This window comes from Sphingobacterium sp. UBA5670 (assembly GCF_002420705.1).
Classification (GTDB): domain Bacteria; phylum Bacteroidota; class Bacteroidia; order Sphingobacteriales; family Sphingobacteriaceae; genus Sphingobacterium.
Map to the genome: position 1 here is coordinate 58,199 of NZ_DIIM01000030.1, position 18,353 is coordinate 76,551.

The 18,353-nt window shown below is 40.7% G+C and carries 15 protein-coding genes; 3 read left to right on the top strand and 12 right to left on the bottom strand.

What is annotated here, in order from left to right; translation table 11 throughout:
* The 3 genes from B3C94_RS22405 to B3C94_RS22415 are packed head-to-tail and all read right to left on the bottom strand — an operon-like array spanning position 1 to position 3,107.
* Positions 1-1,545, bottom strand: coding sequence for an MFS transporter (locus B3C94_RS22405; RefSeq protein ID WP_293907988.1), 1,545 nt, complete (start codon positions 1,543-1,545; stop codon positions 1-3).
* A gap of 2 nt (positions 1,546-1,547) precedes the next feature.
* Positions 1,548-2,609: an HlyD family secretion protein gene (locus B3C94_RS22410; protein WP_293907991.1), complete on the bottom strand. Its 1,062-nt coding sequence runs from the start codon at positions 2,607-2,609 to the stop codon at positions 1,548-1,550.
* Between the two features lie 51 nt (positions 2,610-2,660).
* Positions 2,661-3,107 (bottom strand): MarR family winged helix-turn-helix transcriptional regulator, encoded by a 447-nt coding sequence (locus tag B3C94_RS22415; RefSeq protein WP_293907994.1) that lies wholly within the window; start codon positions 3,105-3,107, stop codon positions 2,661-2,663.
* Between the two features lie 130 nt (positions 3,108-3,237).
* Between B3C94_RS22415 and B3C94_RS22420 the strand changes: the two genes are divergently transcribed.
* A complete protein-coding gene (locus tag B3C94_RS22420) occupies positions 3,238-3,723 on the top strand; it encodes a hypothetical protein (RefSeq protein ID WP_293907996.1) in 486 nt (161 codons plus the stop codon).
* Between the two features lie 110 nt (positions 3,724-3,833).
* Positions 3,834-4,325, top strand: coding sequence for a hypothetical protein (locus tag B3C94_RS22425; RefSeq protein ID WP_293907998.1), 492 nt, complete (start codon positions 3,834-3,836; stop codon positions 4,323-4,325).
* A 69-nt stretch (positions 4,326-4,394) separates the two neighbouring features.
* Here B3C94_RS22425 and B3C94_RS22430 read toward each other — a convergent pair whose 3' ends face one another.
* From B3C94_RS22430 to B3C94_RS22445, 4 genes are all read right to left on the bottom strand, one after another.
* Entirely contained in the window at positions 4,395-7,706 is a 3,312-nt protein-coding gene (locus B3C94_RS22430; protein ID WP_293908001.1) for a DEAD/DEAH box helicase, read from the bottom strand.
* A 9-nt stretch (positions 7,707-7,715) separates the two neighbouring features.
* On the bottom strand, positions 7,716-9,785 hold the full coding sequence (locus B3C94_RS22435; RefSeq protein WP_293908004.1) for a TonB-dependent receptor: 2,070 nt from the start codon (positions 9,783-9,785) through the stop codon (positions 7,716-7,718).
* 18 nt (positions 9,786-9,803) lie between these two features.
* The gene (locus tag B3C94_RS22440; RefSeq protein WP_293908005.1) at positions 9,804-10,607 is read right to left on the bottom strand and encodes a hypothetical protein; all 804 of its coding nucleotides are present in this window, start codon (positions 10,605-10,607) and stop codon (positions 9,804-9,806) included.
* Positions 10,608-10,712: 105 nt separating this feature from the next.
* Entirely contained in the window at positions 10,713-12,023 is a 1,311-nt protein-coding gene (locus B3C94_RS22445; protein WP_293908006.1) for a BamA/TamA family outer membrane protein, read from the bottom strand.
* A gap of 197 nt (positions 12,024-12,220) precedes the next feature.
* On the opposite strand from B3C94_RS22445, the gene B3C94_RS22450 reads away from it, so the two are divergent.
* Positions 12,221-14,101 carry a M1 family metallopeptidase gene (locus B3C94_RS22450; protein ID WP_293908007.1) on the top strand — a complete coding sequence of 627 codons (1,881 nt, stop codon included), beginning with the start codon at positions 12,221-12,223 and terminating at the stop codon, positions 14,099-14,101.
* A gap of 117 nt (positions 14,102-14,218) precedes the next feature.
* Here the strand turns inward: B3C94_RS22450 and B3C94_RS22455 are convergent, their stop codons facing one another.
* The 5 genes from B3C94_RS22455 to B3C94_RS22475 form a co-directional block, all read right to left on the bottom strand.
* Complete coding sequence (locus tag B3C94_RS22455; RefSeq protein ID WP_293908008.1) at positions 14,219-14,833, bottom strand: alpha-ketoglutarate-dependent dioxygenase AlkB family protein; 615 nt, start codon at positions 14,831-14,833, stop codon at positions 14,219-14,221.
* Positions 14,834-14,890: 57 nt separating this feature from the next.
* A complete protein-coding gene (locus B3C94_RS22460) occupies positions 14,891-15,727 on the bottom strand; it encodes a methylated-DNA--[protein]-cysteine S-methyltransferase (RefSeq protein WP_293908009.1) in 837 nt (278 codons plus the stop codon).
* Between the two features lie 79 nt (positions 15,728-15,806).
* Complete coding sequence (locus B3C94_RS22465) at positions 15,807-16,094, bottom strand: SelT/SelW/SelH family protein (protein WP_293908010.1); 288 nt, start codon at positions 16,092-16,094, stop codon at positions 15,807-15,809.
* A gap of 225 nt (positions 16,095-16,319) precedes the next feature.
* Positions 16,320-17,177 (bottom strand): 4,5-DOPA dioxygenase extradiol, encoded by an 858-nt coding sequence (gene ygiD / locus B3C94_RS22470; RefSeq protein WP_293908011.1) that lies wholly within the window; start codon positions 17,175-17,177, stop codon positions 16,320-16,322.
* 116 nt (positions 17,178-17,293) lie between these two features.
* Entirely contained in the window at positions 17,294-18,127 is an 834-nt protein-coding gene (locus B3C94_RS22475) for a helix-turn-helix domain-containing protein (protein WP_293908012.1), read from the bottom strand.
* Between the last annotated feature and the right edge of the window lie 226 nt (positions 18,128-18,353).

Consider the following 18,353-nt stretch of genomic DNA (forward strand, 5'->3'; position numbering starts at 1 on the left):
CTAAGAGATTGGAATTTGTAAGGCTTCTTTTGTCGCATTTTTCCTTTTCCAGTCGAAGACTCTTCTGATTGGTGAAGAATGAAAGGGAAAGACTAAAATTAAAAGTGTCAGAACCACTCCAATAATAAAGAGCCAGGTATAGGCATCACGTACAGAAAGTAGCGCCGCCTGAATCTGAGCGGATTTCATCATGTTTCCTCTTTGCAAAACCAAACTATTGGTTCTATCAATGACGCTGGCCAGATCATTGGCATGGTAGACCTGTAGGTGATAATACCAGTTAGCAATCATGTTCGACCAAACTACAGGTACCAAAAATGAACGTGTAAGAATCAAGAATACCAATCCTGAGAGGTAATATTTGCTTGGGATATTTCCGGCCATATAGACCCCTATCCCAATGTAGGAAGTGATGACCCCCATGCCTCTTAATATCAAAGGAAGATAGAAAAAAACTGCATTTGTCTGTTGATCAACAATGCGTGCAAAGAAAAAGCTGGATAACGCATAGCACGCTGCAGAAAATGCGAGAATAAACTTACATTTCTTTGTTATTTTAAAATACACATAAGAAACTATTGCGCCGATAATATAGCCCGGGATAACATAGGTGTTTATTTCAGCTGCTTTCAAAGGGTTTGTGCCAAGCGTAATTCCTAAAAGAGAGCTATATAGCGAAGTGGAGCTATAGAAAATGCCAAATATAAAAATTGTTCCAATGGATATGGGTAGAATTCGTGTTCGAAACGCTTCAAAATTTAACAGCGATTTTCTGATGAGTGCACTTCGATTGATAAAAAGGACAAAAAAACAAAGCGATACAATGCCGGTGATCAAAATAAACTTGGAGTGAAACCAGTTTTGTGTCAGGCCATACGTACTGAAATAGGCAAAGTTCAATAAAGAAATACAAAGTAAAATGCTTCCGAACCAATCATATTGATACAGTGGTACCTTTTTGAAATCAGTAGATTTCAGGAAGATAATGCAGATGAGCAGTGCTACGGCCAGTAATATATTTTGAAATAGAAAGACAGTTTCCCAATAAAAGCGTGTGGCAAATAGTGCCGATACATAACTTGCCAAGGCTGGAATGACCATTGTCATCGGATAATAGACTGCATACAGCTGATAACGTTCCCCACGGGGCATGAGGAAAGGGATCATTTCACCAATGATAGCCATGGTGACGATAATCTTGGCACTCCCGATGAAGAATGTCGCCATACAGATATTGACACCATTATTGGCATGTTCCAAAACCGCATTGGAGGCAAGAATGATAAAGATGGAAACAATTAATATAGACTTTTTAGAGAATAGCTTCAATAACCTAAATACCAAAGGTATGGCACATACCATTCCCGCATAATAACAATAAGTGGCCATGCTGAGATCTGCGCTAATACCAGCATATCCGCTCATGACATAGCTGTTGATGGAAGAGGGGATCCCATTATTGAAAGATAATAGAATATTGAGTACAAACAAAAAAAACAACTCCCATCCAGTACTCAACCAATCCCTGAATATACGATCTCTCATAATTATTGAACACGAATGATGGCATTCATACCGACGCGAAGCATGGCGAGGTCTTTAGGCGTATTGGATGCCGTAAAATTAATTCTGACCGGGATTCGCTGTTGTACTTTGACAAAGTTTCCCGTGGAGTTGTCCACTGGAACAGCAGAATATTTGGAGCCGGTAGCTTCGGATATAGCGGCTACCTCACCTTCAAAGGTCTTTCCTGCCAATGCATCAATTTCAATCTTGACCTTTGTTCCTAAGCTAATACTTTTTAGCTGACTTTCGGTATAATTTGCTGTTATCCATTTCTGTTCGTCACGGACAATATTAACCAACGGCGTTCCATTTTGCACCAATTGGCCCTCCTCGATTGTCCTTCTTCCCAATACCCCATCATAGGGAGCAGTGATAACCGTATAGGAAAGGTTTAATTTGGCCAGATCTATTGCTGACTGTGCCTTTAATAAGGAAGCATCATTGACAGATAGTTTCTGCTCGGATTCATGTGTATTGAGTTTGGATACACGTTCCTGTGCCAAAAGGGCTTTATATTTAGCCAGCATGGCCTCATAATCCGATTTTACCTGATCGAATTGATATTGCGTAACAGCTTCATCTTTGATGAGACTTTCATATCGCCTGTAATTTGTTTCCATATTAGCTAAGCGGGCTTTCATTTCATCAATATTGGCATTTGCAATTGCCGTGCTATTGCTGGCAATGGCAATTCCAGATTGGGATATTGTTTTGCTCGCTTTGGCATCCGCTAGCGCGGCTTGTGCATTTTGTAATAAAATTCTATACTCGGCATCATCAATGATGACGAGTGTATCGCCCTTGTGGACTTTTTGGTGCTCATCAAATCGAACTGTTTTGATATAACCATTGATCCGCGAATTTATAGGGGTAATATGGGCGTCTACCTGGGCATCATCTGTATATACAGATTCGTTGATGTGGAAGAAGACCAGGATACCCCATATAATTGTGACCGCAATGACCAGAACAGATAGGATATTGATGGTCCAGATCTTCCGTCTTCGTTTTATTTCTTTTTCACTTAATGTTGAATTACTCATGACTCATTTGCTTATCTTCTATTTTTTTTCTGGAAAGCAAGGCAACCTACATTATTGCTTCTCAATAATGGCTGTCAATTTTTCTAGACTTGCTGTAATTTCCAATACTTTTTTTTCTGCGATCTCCTGCAGGATGGCGCTATAAAGATCGTGCTGGACAGGGTCCAATAATGTTCTGTATTCATCTCCTTTTACGGTTAATTCGATTAAGTTATTTCGCCTGTCATTGGGGTCACTGACGCGTCTAACTAGATCCCGCTTACAAAGGTTGTCGATCAGCGGAGTGACACTTGCTTTGTTCTTTTGTATAGCGATGGCAATATCTTGCTGATTCATCTGTTCATTTTTCCACAACGCCGCCAAGACTTGCAGCATCTCGTAGGTGATATCCAATCGCTGCTCCTTTATTTTTTGGATATAGTACTGTTTTAAGCTCGTTCGTAACGCGATGATACTATCCACCAAAGGTTTTACTGGATTCGTGAATTCATTTTTCATGTTACAAAGTTAAATATAAAACAGTTAAATATCAAACTAATTTACTTTAGTTAAAAATGTGTTAAAGGTGAGAGCTTAAAGGAGAGATGGCATTTTATTTGGGAGTATTTGAACGAAAGGAAAAAAAGATATGTTAGGAGTTGAATTAATATTCTTTAGACGTTTTTTACTGCCGCTGCTAATTTTAGGAGGATGGATAAGTGTCGTCAGGGGGCAGCAAATGCACGCTTTTAATAACTTGGGGACCGATTATCATACTGTATATCGGTGGGTAGATCCCTTTTTCCCATTAAGCCAACAGGTTGATGCGATAAACTGGGACCTTGCTCCGCTTGATAAAGAGCCTGATCAACAGGAGAAAGTCAAAAATTCGACAGGCAGACAGCGTTTTACAGGAAGAGTGAGTGAGCGCGTATATGAAGGCTCGGAAGTCATCACTGCTTCAGGTGAATCTGGGGGAAATATCACTTATAGCTCCTCTAATTCAACGACTAGATATCGCGTTGCAATTGATCGACAGATTAATGAGCGCTACCATGGAAAACCTGTATTTGTAGATGCTAAAGGGGTAAAATATATAATTGATTCGAAATTTAGAAAGCAGATTGTTGAATAGTTCGTTTTTCAGGTTAAAATTTTGTTAAAAGTATTATTTTAGAAAATTAAATCGAAATATGGCATTTACATTGTACTTTTATTTACAATTATTTAAATAACAATTGCGTTATGGAAGCAATAAATCGTTTCAAAAAGATTACAGCTACATTAGCTTTGATCGCTGCATTCGGAATCGGACAATCCTATGCACAAACGGCTCCAAAAAAAATGGAAAAAGAAGCCAAAAAGTCTGAACAAAACGTAAAGGAAGTAAAAACTAAGGCTACTGAGGCCGAAATGAAAACGAAGGCGGCACCGGTGAAAACAACGGAGAAGAAAGAGACAGCAGTCAAGGAAAAGTCTATGCAGACGAAGAAGATGGCTGATGCAAAAGTAGCGGCGGTGGATGTCAAGGAAAAAGAGGTAAAGGATAAAGCGGTCAAAAAGGAAACTGCTAAAGTGCAAAAACAGGTAACCGCTGTTAAAAGAGATGCAGTCGCTACTTCAGATAAAGCAACAAGTGAAAAATACAATGGCCATACGGTCTATCTAGGTCCAAAAGGAGGTAAATATTATATCAATGGAAATGGAAACAAAACCTACATTTCTGACAAAAAATAAATAGCAGCTGAAGACGAATTATTAGAGGAGAAAGGACATCATTTGATGTCCTTTTTTTTATTTTAAAATTTACCGAAGAAGATCCAATAAATAGGTTTTATCCAGATAAAAGGCATTTAAACTTCCACCATCATCCAGAATACTGCTACTAATTTCCTTTTTATGATGCTGTAGGGTTTGAATTTTATCTTCAACCGTATTTGGACTGATTAACCGAACTGCCGTAACAGCTTTTTGTTGCCCCATGCGATAGATTCTATCGATCGCCTGTTGCTCGACAGCAGGATTCCACCAGGGGTCAACCAGGTACACAACATCCGCTGCGGTAAGATTAAGCCCCGTACCCCCAGCTTTTAGACTAACAAGAAAAACAGGAATATCCTTGTCAGATTGGAAATCACTAACCAACTGACCTCGATTTTTAGACTGCCCAGTAAGCATTAACGCCGGAATCTTCTGTTTATCCAAGGCTTCCTTAATTAGATTCAGCATACTTACAAACTGTGAAAAGACAATAATTTTATGCTGGTCCTTTTTATGCTGAATCTGCTCGATCAGCATTTCGATTTTTGCAGAATCTTCAGATGTTGTCAGATCCTCGTTTTGGAGAAGCTTACTTGAGTTACATATTTGGCGCAACTTGGTCAATCCTTTCAGCACATGCATTGGGCTTTTCTTGATTTCATCGCCATCTTTGGCTGAGATAAAATCCCGAAATTCCTTTTCATAGAGATCATAAATACGCCGTTGTGCAGTTTTCATTTCACAATAAAGAATCAGCTCGTTCTTTGTGGGAAGATCATCCAGTACCTCCTGCTTAGTTCTTCGGAGAATGAATGGCTTTATTTTTTCTTTCAGCATTTTCTTTCTTTTGCGGTCATGGAACGCATCGATTGGTGTTGTATACACATCTTTGAAATATTTTTTGCTTCCTAAAAGACCCGGTACAATAAAAGAAAGCTGCGCATAAAGGTCCATCGTATTATTTTCAATCGGAGTTCCCGTTAAGATGATGCGATTTCTTGATTTTAGCAGATTTACCGTTTTATAGCGCTGGGAATCTGGGTTTTTAATCTGCTGCGATTCATCCAGTATAACATAATTGAATATGACTTTTTTGAGGATGTTGATGTCCGTCAGCAGGTTATTGTAAGAGATTAAAACAAGGTCATAGGACTCATATTGCAGGCCTTTTTCTATTCTACTGGGGCCATCCAAGATGAGCACCTGAAAAGAAGGGAGAAACTGCTGGATCTCATGTCGCCAGTTAAAAATCAGTGTGGTAGGAAGCACAAGCAAAGTAGGGGCAATGTGTCCCTGCGCTTTTTGAACGGCTAGAAAAGCCAGAATTTGAATTGTTTTTCCGAGCCCCATATCATCGGCCAGACAGGCTCCAAAGTTAAGCCCATCCAAGAAATGCAGCCATTGTAGTCCTTGTTGCTGATAAGGGCGTAAGTTTCCGACAAAAGTTGGTGGTACCTGTACCTCAGATAAGGATAAGGAGGAAAGCCGTTGTCTCAATTCACTAAGCTCTGCGATTACGATGGGATCCATCTCACTTTTAGCGAAGATTTGGTCAATTTCATTGAACTTATATTTGGGGATTTCAATAAAATCATCGGCTAACACTTCGGCGGCATTAAAGTAAGCTTCAAATTTAGCGAGCCACTCTTGAGGCAAGATTCCTTGGGTACCATCGTCCAAAGGGATAAACTGCGAGCGGTTACGTACGGCTTTCTCCAATTTTTTTAAGGAAACACTTTTTGGACCAAACTTGACCTGTATATTGGCATTGAACCAATTTTGCCCACTGAGCACCTCTACATGGATTTTTCCTTTAAATTGGCTTAGTTTATTTCCTCGGAGTGCATTAAAGCCAACGATCTGTATGCCATGATGCTGCCATTCATCAAAAGCATCTAAAAACCAGTCTTTATCCAAAAAATATTTGCGATGCAGGTAAAAATGCTGAAAGCTGCCATCATCCATCTGTTCTTGAAAATAGGGGTGCTGCTTGAGTAAAAGTGAAATGACTTTTGTTTCCTTTTTCAGCTTCCGATCGACTAAAAATTGTTTGCCCTTATGATCTGTGCCGAATATATTTCGTTTGCTGAGTATTGGAATTTCGACTTCACCATAACGCATGACAGGAATAAGATTGACAAAATCTTCCGATTCCTCCAAAAAGAGGAGTGCCTGCATATCCTGATAATATAGATTTTCCTTTAGTTGCGGCTTGCTGGCTTTGGGAATATCCTTAAAATTCAATTCCACCGCATGGGCAAGTGGTTCTAGAAATAGTTTGTTGAACTCTTTGAACTTGCTTTGATGAATCAACAGCTGTTCACCTTTATGGATAAATAAACGAATCAATTTGAAGTGGAGTTTGTTTTCGATCAGCACAACCTGGTTTCCGATCAACACAAAATGGTCCAGAAGAATACCGAGATCCTGTAAATTGTACGTTAGGGTATGCATGTGAATTTCTCCCTTAACAGCAAAGAATGCATCGGTTTTGGTAATAAAGAGTTTAATCTCGCCTTTGTTTAAACTAAGCTGTATTGGCGAAAGGGATGTAGCTGTTATATTTTCCGATTTCTCGTAATCATGAAGATAAAAATCGAGATGCAAAGGATTTTTTATAATCGCCCGTAGGCTTGATGTAACGTCGATATCCTGTTGTACGGCTTGGGAAAATTGATGGATAGCCGTATAAAATTGCATTTCTTCGACCGCATTGGTCCGCCAGATACGCGCTTGGCTTTCGCTTACCGAAATGGGATTTTTTGGCATGCCCGATTTGGTTAATGGAGCCTGGCAGAGGTGTATCTGTAAATTTTTGTAGTAGCGATTGCGTGTTAACACAACAAAAGTATGTTGCTGTTTGGCCCCTTCTTTCACCTTTGGAGCCTGGGATTCATCCAGCAGATCAAAGTCATCTATCGAAGTTAGCTGTTTGTCTTTTAATAAAAACTGGAGCTCTCCCGCATGGATATGAGCAGAGAAATAGTTTTCCAAAGAGGATTCATTTTCTAGTCCATATTGAATGGCAACTTTTTTTAGGAGATGCTGATAGCGGATGTGATCAAAAAAAGCCAGCCAGTTTTCCTGAGTAAACAGTTTGCTTAAAACGGCTTTTTGATGCCGGCAGAATGCTGTTTCTGGACAGTTACAAAATACAGCAGTTGTGGGAGCTGTATAGATGATCATGACCTCAAAGTTGGTGTAATTTTCCAGTACTTGAAAGGTAGCCTGATTGACCGTCATCTCCACAACATTGATCTGAAAATGTGCCAATGCCACTTCCATCCACGGAAAATAAGAATAACGGTTCACCCTTCTGAAGTCGATATTGGTCAATATGTGCTGATGGAATTCCATGTTATTAGCTTAAAGATTAAAACTCATGCCGCCATAATAATTACGTAAAGGGGCAGGATTGAAATATCGGCCTCCAAAAGCATTGATGTCGTTTCCAAGACTATACTCTTCATTCAGCAAGTTATCCGCCCCCACAAAGATTCTGATCTTGTGACCTGAACCGATGGACTTGGTCCATGATAATTTACCCTGTAAAAGGTGATAGCGTTTGGCATACACGGTGTTTGCATCATCCAATGGTATCGCTGCTGTTAGATTGGAAAGAAGATCTAATCGAAATTCCTTCGGGAAAATTACATTTAACGAATTTACCCATACTGTTTTTGGAACAGCAGGGAGCTTATTACCGCTATAATCATTGTCGCCAACCTGATAGGTTTTGAAACGATAGTCATTGAAGGAAAAATTACTGGCGAGTTGTAAGCTCCGAACAATACCGCTTGTCTGGGGTGTAATCAAATAAGTTAATATCGATGCTTCCACTCCCTTTTGGTTTATTTTACCCGCATTTTGAAAATATTCAGCTCCTGTATCTCGTATCTGGCGGATAATAGCATTGTTCATTTGGTAAGTGTAAGCTGCTGCATCTACAATAATCCGTCTATTCCATAAATGCCAGCGTATCCCCAGCTCATGATTTGTCCCCGTTTCTGGTTTCAGCATCGTGTTGACCATATTGTCTGAGGAGCGGACTTCTGCAACTGTCGGCGCGGAGAAACCTTTGGAAATCGATGCTCTAAGCGCAACTGTTGGTGTGACCAAGTAGGATAGTGCAGCTCTTGGCATCCATGAATTTCCGAAATCGATACTTGATTTGTTTTCTTGGGCAAGAGGATAGCGCTGTTGATAGGCTATTTTACTTCCATTCAATCCGAGCGACAGCTCTAGTTGCAAACGTTCAAGCCACTCCAGTTGGGTGCGGGCAAAAAATGACTGTTGACTATTCTCCAGTTTGTCTTTGGCCTGAGGATCGGCAGCGATCCCTTTATCATTGTCATAATTATCAATAGCATACCAGCCTTTTTGAGCCTCTAAGCCCACTTGAACTTCGTATTTTAGGGCCTTGCTCAACAAGTCCGTGTAGGATAAATACAAGCGTGTTCCCAGATTTTTCTCATCCCTTTTTTCATAATTGGTAATGAAGGGATTTCTGATCTGATTGGATGAGCCAAATACACTGGCAAACAAAGTCATCTTAGAACTGATTTGTGTCTGGTTGCTGAGTCCGCCAAAGAATGTTTTATCATAGATCGCAGCTTTCTGTTCGGCCGCGCCGGGATTTGGTCCCCCCTTTGGCCTGGCCTGTCTTCGATCGCTTTCCATTTGTGCTGCGGTGAGACCGCCCGGAGTCTGGTAACCCAGATCTGAGTAAAATCCCGTAAATTTTAATTCGGAAATTTTTGTGTACTTCCAATTGTAATTGAGCTGAATATTCTTCTTGTTTAAGGCCGAATTATGTCTATATCCGTCACTTCTGGTCCAGCTCTGATTGATCGCTAGCTGTTGTGTCTGACTTACCGGCAATATTGCATTAAGCTGCTCCTGAAAGAGACCATAAGAGCCGCCTGTTAATTGCAGGTTGACTTCTGGTTTGACAGACTGATCAAACCCTTTACTGTACAAGGAGACTACACCACCTGAATTGGCTCCATAGATTGAACCGTCAGGACCTTTTAAGATATTGATTTGGCCTAATGCGTAAGGATCTATCAGATTAAGATAAGTGTTTCCACCAGCATCGGTTAGCGGAAAGTCATCCAGATAGATTTTTACGTTCCGGACACCGAACGGTGAGCGGATCATGCTGCCGCGCAGTGCCAGACGATAACTGCCAGGGGAACGTTCTTCCATCCGTATGCCCGGTATCAAATTCATTGCTGAAACCAGCGTCGGAGATTGTTGGGATAGGATCATCTGCCGGCTTAAAACAGCGGCCGAAGAAGTTAACCGCAATAAAGGTTGTTTATTGAAATACGCTTTCACCTCGACTTGTTCTAGTCTATTAGTTGTGGTATCTACTTCCTGCGCATATAATTTGCCACATAAACTCAGGGTAGCAAGAATGTATAATCTTTTCATTGTTATTGTTAGGTCGGCTTAGTCTGCAAATTCCTGACTGAAATAAATTTCAAAAACTTGCTTTGTCCTGTTATATTTTAGGCATTGAAAATTAGCATATACGGAGCTGGTCGGTACACATAAGGTATTTGACATAGCATCTTTTGAAAACTTTTTATTTAAACATCCGCGCTGGAGATCAAAATTTTTGTTCGTAGCGATATTGTCAACACAAAAGGAGTTGTCGTCAATCAGATAATTCGATTCATTTAAGCGGATATAATCCTCTTGATAAATCAGTTCGGAAGCGATCAGGTAATCCAGGGTACAAAAGCTGGAGGAACAGTCCATGTTTTGGAGCGTATTGACAACTTTTAATTCCCTGTACAATGTTTTGAAACTATTGTTTTTCTGATCAAAGAGTACGATTTCAATGCGCTGGTTGTCCTTATTGTAAACAATATATCCTAAATCGTTGCCGCCATTCTCGAATATATTCCCTTTCGTGAGGGCTAAAATAGTGTAGTTTACATGGCTTAGAAAATAATCCTTTTGGTCGGCACTCAACGCGGGTGTCAATTTCTGATGAAGTTTATCGAAAAGGCCATCGTTGGCCATTTTCATTAGCTGCTGTTCTTGTTCGCTTGTTCTGTCAGCAAAACGGGGTTTTTCATAGCAAGAGGTATCTGGTGCATTTTGCACGGAAGTAGAGGTCGCGACTTGCTCTTGACTGCGCGCAGCTGTATCTTTTGTTGCTGTGATCTGTGTTTTCGGGGCCTTTGTCTGATGACAGGAAACTAGACCCAGAAATAAGATGTATAGCAGGATGTTTTGTAAATTCATGATGAAGTCCCTTTGATGCATCTCTTCACGTTCTACACCCTGAAGAAGCAACAATATCGGCTAATTTAGTTATTTTATGGGAAAGAAGGTTCTGTTAAGTTCGAATTAGAATGCTTCATTGAGCCCCAAAAAGAAACCCCGAGATCCATATTTTCCGAAAGCATAGTCTAGACAGAGATTTGTGCGCGTTGCTTTGTTAAATAGAACCCGCAATCCGGCACCGCCGCCGGGCTGCCACCTTTCAAAAAGCTTGGTGCCAAGTTCGTCACTTGCTGTCTGTAGATTAAAAAATGCAGCTCCACTCAAGAAGCGATTTTTTAAAATTGGGAAGCGGTATTCTGTTTCGGCATAACCGAAAGAAATTCCTTTGAAATAACCGATGGTATAACCACGGCCGCTCCTCACGGCGACATCCCTTCCAGTTCCTGGGAGGTCAAAATAAGGGAGTGTACCGCCAAGTTTATAAGACCCCCAGTACCAGAAGGCAAGTACATGAGCTGGGTCAGACTGAGATAGACTAAAATATTTCCGAAAATCGGTTGTAAGCTGTACTGCACTTTTGCTGCTGCCCAACAGTGTGGTGTTCCATCGAACACCGATATCGGAATAGATGCCTTTGTAAGGTCTATTGGGATTGTCTCTTGTCATATACTGCAAATTGAACAATAACCCATTGGAGTTATAGCTGTCTGGCTCGAAGCCATGCTTTTCCGTATAGATAGTATTGGGAGTAACATTGCCATTAGGACCACTGCTGGTGATTTTGCGCCTTAAGTCAAAAGCTAATCCAGCTCCCACAAACAGCCCATCAGCGATACGTTTGTAGACTTTTTCGTTAAATGTAAAGGCATTGTACTTGGCGCCATACTTCTTATGGTCAGGATTTGCAAGTATTTCTTCATCGGTATTGGTCCATTTTCCATGAGGCGTCATGCCCAAGCCTGCATCTAAAGCAACCATCTTGACGAGTGCAAAAGCCCCTTGAAAATTCAGCTTGTTGTTTGGCGTAAATACATTGTGGCTGATATAAAAAACCATAATATTTTTTGTCGTAATCGAGGCAGATGTTGCGGCGATCGACATGGTAGTCGTTTTCGGGTCACCAAGTACTTTTCCGGCGACAGCTTTAATTCCAATCTGGCCGCCAATTGTCGGGTTATATGCAATATTGGGCATCAAGGTGATGGGGGAACGTTTGCTCGAATGTTCTTTTTTCCGTTTTGGATGTATTATTCTTCCAATGAGGTCAGATATATCATATTGACTGGCAAGGATAGAATCGCGACGATGATTGTACTCTGCAAGAGAGTCTGTTTTTGCATCGGTTTGGGCAGAAAGCAACGTGGGGATTGAAATAAAAAGCATTCCTAAAAAAGCGAATCGGAAGAAATCGTTATAACGTAGAAGTTGATGCATACATTCGGGTTTATCTTAAAACTAAACGTAAAAAAAATTAAAATGTTTTCTCAGGCACTCGGAGCCTGCCTTTTTTGATCTTTGAACAAATGCAAATCCGGTATTGTGTTGAAGAAGTTTATTTTTCTGGCGGAGCTGGAGAATTAAACTTGCAAATCACAGCAAATTTATCTTAGTTTGATTATTTAAACTAGGATATGATAAGACGCACTATAATTAATTACGGATTGACTTTGCTTTTATTGACTGGAGCTGTTCATGCACAAGAATTGTATACCCCAAGAAATGTTAAGCAAGCGATAGAAAAGGGCACGCGTACAACTACGGGTGAACCAGGGAAAAACTATTGGCAGAATTTTGGCAAATATAATGTGCAGGTTCAATTGGATCCTACCACAAAAACGGTCAGTGGAACAGAAACCATTTTATACAGCAATAATAGCCCGGATACCTTGAAACGGCTGGCTATACGATTTGTCAACAATGTACACAAGCCCAATGCGGTACGTGCGGCCTACGCTTCAGACGATTACCTAACTTCGGGATTGAAGATTAAATCCTTTAAACTGAATGGCCAGGTCTACGATGTAAACAGTAAAGATTGGGGGACCGTCAAACTAGGTGATTTTGGACAGAAGATCCTTCCGGGAAGCACTGCAACATTGGAGATCAGCTGGGAATACCCTTTATCTGTAGAAAGCGACCGTGACGGTTTGTTAAATGCTTCTACTTTTTATTGTGCTTATTCTTATCCAAGAGTGTCTGTATACGACGATTATAATGGCTGGGATGTTTTGGAACATAATGGGAGACAGGAATTCTACAATGGTTTCAATGATTATCAATTTGAAATATCCGTTCCAAAGAATTTCGTGGTTTGGGCTACAGGTGAGCTGACAAATGCCGCAGCAGTATTGCAGAAACCTATTTTAGAACGTTTCGAAAAATCAAAAGTTAGCGATACCCCAATACATATTGCTACAGATGCTGAGATAAAAGCGGGAAAAGTGACAGCACAGGAAGCGTGGAATACTTGGAAATTTAAAGCCGCTTATGTTCCTGATTTCTGTTTCAGTGTGAGTGATAATTATATCTGGGATGGTGGAAGTGTCGACTTAGGAAGCAAACGAGTGAGTGTTCAATCCAGCTACGTTGATGGAACGCCAGACTTTGAACACTATATTGGCTGGCAGCAATACTGTATCGACTGGTTTTCCAAAAACTGGCCCGGTGTCACCTATCCATATCCGACGATGACAGCGGTTCAGGGATTTGCTGATATGGAATATCCGATGATGATCAACGATTCGAGTGTGCCGGATAATTTTGTGGACGCGCGGCAAACAGCGGACCATGAAATCGCACATACCTATTTTCCTTTTTATATGGGAATCAATGAGACACGCTACGGCTATATGGATGAAGGATGGGCTACGGCACTGGAATTTTGGATTGGAAATGCAGAGATCGGGGCAGACAAGAACAAAGAGCTTTTTAAAGATGCACGCGTAAAACGATATATATTTGATCCTTCTACAGAGGAAGATCAGCCCCTGATCACGATGACTTCTCAGTTAAGTGGTTTAGGGTACGGCAACAATGCCTACATTAAGGCCGCATTGTCTTATATTGCATTACGGGATTACCTGGGCGATGAACTGTTTAAAAAAGCATTACATCATTACATGAAGCTATGGCATGGAAAACATCCGACGCCATGGGATTTCTTTTATAGCATCAATGCTGGTGCTGGACAAAATCTAAACTGGTATTGGAAAAACTGGTATTTCAGCAACAACTACATCGACCTCAAAGTGAGTAGCTTTAAGCAAGTTAGTGGTAAAAATACGCTTACGATCACCAATGTGGGGGGATTTGCGATTCCTTTTGATGTGCTAGTTACCTATGCAGATGGATCTGTAGAGACAAAACACCAGACGCCGGCAATTTGGCAACATAATGAAAAAGAAGCAACTTTATCTTGGTCATCGACTAAAAAGGTGAAAAATATTACATTGGATGGTGGTATTTTTATGGATTATACAGCCAAAGACAATAGCTGGGACAACCTAAAATAATTCAGTCGGTCGTGTCAGCTTTTATTTACAGAAGCTGACACGATTTTGCCATGCATAAAGTTCTTTGCAGTGCGAATCTAGCCTTTGATGATGTCTTTCATTGCCTTCAAGAATATTTTAAGAAAAATTATCAATGGTCCGAAATGTCAGATTAATCCGTGCATGGAAAGCCTTCTTTGTAGGTGGAAGTCGATGTAGCCAATAGGTTTGCGTCATATCTTTCATGACCAATAGACTTCCATGTCCTAGAATGATATCTATTTTTTCCTTACTGGTCTTATGCTTAAATGCAAATTTTCGTTCGGCACCAAAACTTAACGAAGCAATTGCACCATTTTTTTTGAGGTCTTTTTCCCCATCACTGTGCCAGGCCATTCCTTCATCGCCATTGTGATATAAATTCAACAAACAGGAATTGTAGGTCTCCTGTGTTGTTTCCTCTGCCAGTCTCTTCAGCTCTAGGAGTTCTTTTGTCCAGGGGAGCGCTCTTTTGGTGGTATTGGAATAGCTATATTCAAACGCTTGATCGCCATACCAGGCTACTTTTCGTTTGGTAACGATTTCATTGCCAAAAATAATAGCTCGGTCATTTACCCACTCCACCGAATCCATCAGTATGTCAAAATAATGGTTTGCCTCCTGCTGATTCAATATTTTACCATAGTAATTGACAGTCCCATCGTAAGGGAGTAGATTCCTATTGCCATCGAAGAGATTGTCGAAAAGTTCCATTGTATTGTATTGTATTGTATTGTATTGTATTGTATTGTATTGTATTGTAATTTTTAACTAAATGGCCGTATGAAGGCTTTCCCATCCGATTATGGCCGTTTTACGCAAAGGATCCCATCGATAACCGCCAAATATACCGCTGTTTTGAATCACACGGTGGCAAGGGATGAGGTAGGCAATTGGATTGCTTCCGACAGCAGTGCCGACTGCGCGGGAGGCTTTGGGATTGCCGATTTGGGTAGCGATAGCACCGTAAGTGCTTAAATTGCCCATAGGGATTTTTAATAAAGCTTCCCATACTTTTAGCTGAAAATCAGTTCCTTTTAAATGTAACTTTACCTGACTGATATCTTTATCTTCCGGATTTAAAGCTTGGAGGGCATTTTCATGCATGCTATTTCCCTGTTGGAAATAGGTTGCCTTCGGAAACTGTTGTTGGAGTGACGCAAAGGCTGTAGCCTGATCATCTGCATAAGCAATATGGCAAACACCTTTTGGTGTGGATGCAATGAGCATTGTGCCGAATAAGCTTTGATAATAATCATAGGATATCAATAGGTTGGCACCCTCATTTTTATATTCTGCAGGTGTCATACCTTCAATGTTGATGAATAATTCATGCAGTCTGCTGCTGCTGGAAAGACCAAGCTGATAGGTGGTTTCGGCGATATTATTTTCTTTAAGCAACGATTTTGCGTGATTGATGCTCACGTATTGCAGGAATTTTTTCGGGCTAGTTCCCGCCCAAGCGGTAAACATTCGTTGAAAATGAGCCTCACTCATGTAAACATGGGAAGCGATCTGACCCAATGTGGGCTGTGTCTTAAAATTTTCCTGTAAGAAATGTATGGCCTTGGCGATACGTTGAAAATCTACTTCTTGTTGAATAGTCATGATTGTTCATTTAATTTATACAAAGTTGCGCATAAGGAGAGACCTATAAAATCCGATTTATGCTAAATTAAATGTGCGACTAAGAAGATTTGTCCGAATGACCCAAGGACTTTTCCGGTGCAACTAGATCGCGGATTAGTTGTTTGAGTTCCTTAATCTCTGGAAATCGCCCGGCTCTTTTTCGGTCAAAGATTTCCTGATTCGCTACGCGTATGGTATAGCGGCCTGCAATTTCGCTGGGCACGAGCAGCACTCCGTGAATATCTTCAGTAAACGAACTCAGCAGCTCTTGCGCCATATAGGCGGCGCGCAGCATCCAATTGCATTTTGGACAATATTCAATTTCGATAACGGGTTTTGTTGCCATGAGTCAAGTTAAGGTACATTCTTTTGTTTCAAACAAATTTATTGATCCTGCTGTTGCAATCAAAACCATTTTTGTCATAGAAATTTCGAGATTATTTCCAACTCGGCCGAGTACTGTATAAAAACAGCCCATTCCATATAAAGACAGCCCATTTCATTGGTCCCTCTACTCGGTCAATGGAATGGGCTGGTCGTGTTGGATATCCCCGATAGTTATGCTGGAGGCTTAGCCGATTTTCAAAGAAGTCATCGTCAGCGATCCAGCCACTGAATTGTCGTTGAAGAGAAACAGCTCGTCATTTTTCTCCTGTAAACCCAAAGTATAGATTAAAGGCAAGTAATGTTCAGGCGTTGGGATTGCCAAGTCAAACTCTTTGCCCTGTTTCCTGAAATCCATTAAGGCCTGGTGGTTCCCGTCCTGAATAAATTTCTTCATTTTTTCATTTGCTATTGTGGCCCATTCATAGGCATAACCTGTTGTATTGAGTTTATCCCAGGCAACCATCCGTAGGTTGTGCACCATATTGCCGCTGCCGATAATCAGAACACCTTTTTTCCTTAGCTCGTTTAATTGCTGTGCAATCTCATAATGGTATGCAGCAGGCTGTGTATAGTCGATGCTCATTTGAATAATGGGTACATCTGCATTAGGGTAAAGATGTTTAACAACCGACCAGGAGCCGTGGTCCAGTCCCCATTTGTCGTCCAGGTGAATATCCGCTTTGCTGACGATACGCTGAGTTTCTACAGCGAGAGCTGGACTTCCCGGGGCCGGATATTGCACATCAAATAAAGCTTGGGGGAATCCCCCAAAGTCATGTATGGTGGCAGGATGCTCCATTGCCGTAACAAATGTTCCACGTGTTTCCCAATGTGCAGAGACAACAAGAATGGCCTTCGGTTTTTCAAAAGTCTGACCTATTTTTTTGAATCCCTGTACAAATTCATTGTCTTCGATAGCGTTCATGGGACTTCCATGGCCTAGAAATAGAACCGGATATTTGTCGGTTGCTTCGAGTTCTCCAGAAAATTTATATAAAGAGTTCGCTTTGTGTGCTACTCCAGATAAAGGTAATGTTGCCATAATTTTGATAAAATCCTTTCTACGCATTTGATATATATGTAATCGCGTCAATTTTCTATACAAAGGTAAGCGACGGGGGAGAGGCAGGGGTATAATAATCCGGTCAAACTGTTGTACTATTCGGAAATAAGTTTCTGGATTTCATTTCTGAATTCAGAAGGCGTCATGCCTGCTTTCTTTTTGAAGACATTGGTAAAGTAAGCTTTTTCTTGATAGCCTAGTTCAAAGCCAATTTCCGAGATTGTTTTGTTTGTTGTCAACAATAAGTTTTTAGCTTCAATCAGCTTCCGGGTTTCGATAATTTCAGAGACGCTTTGCTGCAAAATATTTTGACAGATCAGGTTTAAGTTTCGAGTCGACATAAAAAGCTTCTCTGCGTAAAAATTAACTCCTTCAGGACGGTGATAATTCTCTTCTAAGATCGATAGAAAACTCTTGAATGTTGTACCCTGATTTTTTAATTGCTGCTGTGCATCTGGAAATTGCCTTTTCCGTTCAGATTCAATCATGGTAAAAATGGTGCTCAACAGTTGCTTAATGACTCCATAGTCTACAGCAGTCTGGAGAGTTTCCTGTTGCATGAGCTGGCACAAGATCGTTAATCTGTCGAAGCAGTGGGGGCTAGGGAAGGTCAATGTTGCGTTTTCATGAAAATGAGCGTAGAGTTGAAATGTTGTTTCGGGGATAAATTCGCTCTTGAAACGAATGACCCAAAATTCAATGTGATTATTGTTCAAAAGAGGTTTGACGCGATGAGTTTTGCCCTGAGAGACAAAACTTATAAAGGGGGCAGTATACGTTTTTGTTTTAAAATCGATAAAATGTTCGAGTTTTCCTGCTACGCCAATGATCAGTTCCTCGAAATCATGTTGGTGTATTTCGTTTTTGGATTGCTGAATACGCAGTGCCTCATCGGCGTCAATTTTATAGATTTTGAAAAGTTCGTTCAAAATGAGTAAGAAGATTAATGATCACTATACGAATATAAGGTTTCGTTTGGATATTGGCTATTCACAGTGTTCTACTTAGCCTCTTTTATGCTGTGTTACTCCGAGTATATCGCGTTTTTCGGCCTTTATCCAAGGTTTATCCGGTCTTCATTCAGTCCCGAAAGCCACTTTAAATACTGTTTAAGCGGGTTCTGAGCATACCGTCACTGGGATCGCAGCGTGTTAG

Excerpts from the sequence above, each read along its gene's own strand:
- B3C94_RS22405 (WP_293907988.1), bottom strand. The coding sequence starts at position 1,545 with ATGAGAGATCGTATATTCAGGGATTGGTTGAGTACTGGATGGGAGTTG.
- B3C94_RS22410 (WP_293907991.1), bottom strand. The coding sequence starts at position 2,609 with ATGAGTAATTCAACATTAAGTGAAAAAGAAATAAAACGAAGACGGAAG.
- B3C94_RS22415 (WP_293907994.1), bottom strand. The coding sequence starts at position 3,107 with ATGAAAAATGAATTCACGAATCCAGTAAAACCTTTGGTGGATAGTATC.
- B3C94_RS22420 (WP_293907996.1), top strand. The coding sequence starts at position 3,238 with ATGTTAGGAGTTGAATTAATATTCTTTAGACGTTTTTTACTGCCGCTG.
- B3C94_RS22425 (WP_293907998.1), top strand. The coding sequence starts at position 3,834 with ATGGAAGCAATAAATCGTTTCAAAAAGATTACAGCTACATTAGCTTTG.
- B3C94_RS22430 (WP_293908001.1), bottom strand. The coding sequence starts at position 7,706 with ATGGAATTCCATCAGCACATATTGACCAATATCGACTTCAGAAGGGTG.
- B3C94_RS22435 (WP_293908004.1), bottom strand. The coding sequence starts at position 9,785 with ATGAAAAGATTATACATTCTTGCTACCCTGAGTTTATGTGGCAAATTA.
- B3C94_RS22440 (WP_293908005.1), bottom strand. The coding sequence starts at position 10,607 with ATGAATTTACAAAACATCCTGCTATACATCTTATTTCTGGGTCTAGTT.
- B3C94_RS22445 (WP_293908006.1), bottom strand. The coding sequence starts at position 12,023 with ATGCATCAACTTCTACGTTATAACGATTTCTTCCGATTCGCTTTTTTA.
- B3C94_RS22450 (WP_293908007.1), top strand. The coding sequence starts at position 12,221 with ATGATAAGACGCACTATAATTAATTACGGATTGACTTTGCTTTTATTG.
- B3C94_RS22455 (WP_293908008.1), bottom strand. The coding sequence starts at position 14,833 with ATGGAACTTTTCGACAATCTCTTCGATGGCAATAGGAATCTACTCCCT.
- B3C94_RS22460 (WP_293908009.1), bottom strand. The coding sequence starts at position 15,727 with ATGACTATTCAACAAGAAGTAGATTTTCAACGTATCGCCAAGGCCATA.
- B3C94_RS22465 (WP_293908010.1), bottom strand. The coding sequence starts at position 16,094 with ATGGCAACAAAACCCGTTATCGAAATTGAATATTGTCCAAAATGCAAT.
- ygiD (WP_293908011.1), bottom strand. The coding sequence starts at position 17,177 with ATGGCAACATTACCTTTATCTGGAGTAGCACACAAAGCGAACTCTTTA.